Source organism: Nostoc sp. XA010 (genome assembly GCF_020829625.1).
Classification (GTDB): domain Bacteria; phylum Cyanobacteriota; class Cyanobacteriia; order Cyanobacteriales; family Nostocaceae; genus Nostoc.
This window is the reverse complement of the sequence record NZ_JAIVFX010000125.1, coordinates 1-2,851: the sequence shown is the minus strand read 5'-3', so window position 1 is coordinate 2,851 and position 2,851 is coordinate 1. Positions and strand designations below refer to the sequence as shown.

Annotated in this window: 3 protein-coding genes; all 3 read left to right on the top strand. The window is 40.6% G+C overall.

Going from position 1 to position 2,851, the window contains the following annotated elements; genetic code table 11:
* The first annotated feature begins 171 nt into the window (after window positions 1–171).
* Window positions 172–639 (top strand): hypothetical protein, encoded by a 468-nt coding sequence (locus LC608_RS36570; protein WP_229558176.1) that lies wholly within the window; start codon window positions 172–174, stop codon window positions 637–639.
* 2 nt (window positions 640–641) lie between these two features.
* Entirely contained in the window at window positions 642–1,337 is a 696-nt protein-coding gene (locus tag LC608_RS36565; RefSeq protein WP_229558175.1) for a hypothetical protein, read from the top strand.
* A 732-nt stretch (window positions 1,338–2,069) separates the two neighbouring features.
* Window positions 2,070–2,759 (top strand): hypothetical protein, encoded by a 690-nt coding sequence (locus tag LC608_RS36560; protein WP_229558174.1) that lies wholly within the window; start codon window positions 2,070–2,072, stop codon window positions 2,757–2,759.
* Window positions 2,760–2,851 lie beyond the last annotated feature (92 nt).

Here is a 2,851-nt window from a genome sequence, read left to right as displayed (position 1 = left end):
CAGAACTATCGAGCGATCGCTTCAACAATTTCTGGCTCGACTGAACCTAAAATCAATGGTTTCAACCTGATTTCTTTACAAAACTTTACAACGTGTCCCATTTTGCACGTATCCCGGCTGTACCCCCTATAGGTGTGGAAGTATGTTACGGAGGAATCAATAGACTAAACGATGCCAAAGCCACTCGATCCTAAATGTCAGTTATGTTCCAAACTACCAACAACGAAAGCCAAAGTTTTACATGGAACAGCAGGGGACGGGTGTTGGAATCCAAAAGTTTGCCACAATCGCCGCTCATTCTATCGCCACCGCTCCCAGAATAATTCAGCAGAAATTGATTCAGTAACAGTCGAACCACCAGCAACATATTTTGCAGTGCTGTATTTGTATAAAGAACCAGGGGATAAACCATTGCACGCTATGTCGGCAGAACTCTGGCTGGGACAACAGCCTATTTGTCGCTTAGAACCAATTCATTGCTTTGGGTTAACGGCTGGCAAGATCCGCGCCTATACAGATCAGGTGTTACAGGCTTTTGCAAAACAATATAGTGTTTCACTATATCAATATAAGGATATGTTTGAGATTACCTCAAGTTACTGCCCAGTGCGGCCTTGCCCCTTGCATCCACAATCTTAGAGATGACCACATATCGTCAATTAACCATCTGGGATGTATTAGATGAGTTGTCAGAATCTCCAGCTACATCAACACTAGCACCGATGTGGGAATGTTTAGATGCGGAGTTAGAAAAATTACCCTTGGAGGCACAGTTATCAACCGCAGGTATTGCTTTCAGTCAAATTGCGGATATTCTTAAATCTCGTGCCGAAGTGCTGTTGCAGGATACCCGTGATCGCAATAGCCTTTTGGGGCCAATTGTTAGCACCGATCTCTTTGCTGGTCTAGTGCGGACAACAATGCACCTAGATTTAGATGATTTGATTGAACCGCAAACACCACAAACCTTTAGACCGCATGGGCCACACCAATTTTCACATTCTACTGAAGAGGGTGATTCTGTAGTAGCACCCGTTGAGAAAGCGAATGTTTTGGCAATGCTCGATGAGGTGACAACTTTAGAAGATGTCCGCAATTTGGCATCAGATGAGGATGTCCAAAAATGGCAAAGTGCAATCGCTAACTACCTAATAAATGTCAAAGATGAGATTTCTTTAGTTAAACTGCAACGTGCGTTGAAAATGCCGATGGTAGAAATATGGTTGGGATTATTGCTGGGTGGGTTTACATTAGAACAGCGTGGTGATTTTTATTACAATCAAAATGTCTGGGTGAAAAGCTCTCCAATTATGACCAGCAACATCCTTGAGAGATGACGGTCAAAGAATCCAAAAAAGCACCTCAAAGCTGTTTTATCTATTGGATTTTTAATGCTGATTTAGTCAACTACATTGAATAAATCATTGATATGCGATCGCGGACTCTTCCCCAGTCCCTAGTTTGACCCCGGCTTACCTGCCAAAATTGCCAGTCAATAGACCTCTTGCAAAAGTCCCTAACACCCCACCCCCAACCCCTCCCCGCTCTTCGGGAGGGGAGCGTTTGCGTTAGCAAATACGGGGTGGGGTTCTTTATTTTTGATTTATGCAAGAGGTCTAATCTCTTCTTTGGGGGCTGCAACATTATTTAATCTAGATTATTCAGTTCCTCTAAAGGTTTTTCTTCCCCATTCTGTTGTGGCTCACAGACATTTCCCTGCCAATATGCGGGAATAATAACGGCAGACAAAAAAGACTTATCTGTGTGCGTATAATGGGCTAACCCTTGAACTAGGCTAATTTAGCTTTCTTGCATGAGGCTGGCGACACTAATGTGTTAACACCGACAAATAATTTTTTATTTGAATTGAACCCATATTTACATCAGGGCAAACGCATCTAAAGTATAAGAATCCTTTAATAGCAAGGGTTTCGGCGTTTTTAAATTTAGCCTATTTTTTCGTCAATATCCTTACCCAGTAAGGGTTTCAGAAATACCGTGCGTTCGCCCTGATATTTACATGGGATGGGACATTTACCCGATTGTTGTCAATCAACAGGATTATTTTGATGAAAAAATTGAAGATTCAAGTATTTTTCGGCTTGACAGGTGCATTTTTGGCAGTAGGATACTCCAGTTTGCTAGCTACAGAAATTTCCATACAGAGTAGGTCAAACCTCAGAAAGGATTTATTCACACAATCAGAAATAAACCCCAATGTCAATGAGTATCTGGATAAAAATAAACCGGAAAGTTATAACGCTTTGAAAAGGCAATTAGATGCAGCGATTGAGGATGCAAAAAGACCGAGTGAAGAGAAAGTGGTAAAAAATCTTTGGTCATTGTCAAAAAGTAATGAGCAAATAAAATGGAGAGAGAATAACGGCAAAATTGAATATCTTATGGCGAATTGGAAATATGTAAAAAACCCAAGTCAGGATTGGAAAGTAGGTACAAAAAAAAGTGTAGAAGCACGGACTTGGTTAACAGCCGTTCCTCAAGTTAAAGAATTTTGTCAGAATTGTAAGGGGAGCGGCATAAATATTCCCGGTAATATCATGCTTTCTCTGAGGTTACAGCAGTATTTAGGTTTAATTTTAAATAGAAGCTCAAATAAAACGCATTTTGTAGAAATGTGGTTGAAAGCTGAAGATTTAAGTAGACCATGCGTTGATCCAGAAATTAATGATTCTAGTTGTAATGTTTTACCTATACCGATTACTGCCAATACTGCTCGGTTAAGGAGAAATAGAGGGTAAAACAAAGAAAATAGTGTTCGCGAATTGTTTACGCGAACAAGATGATTGGACTTACTTTTTCTCTTTGAGGCTATCGTACAAGTCCACCCAAT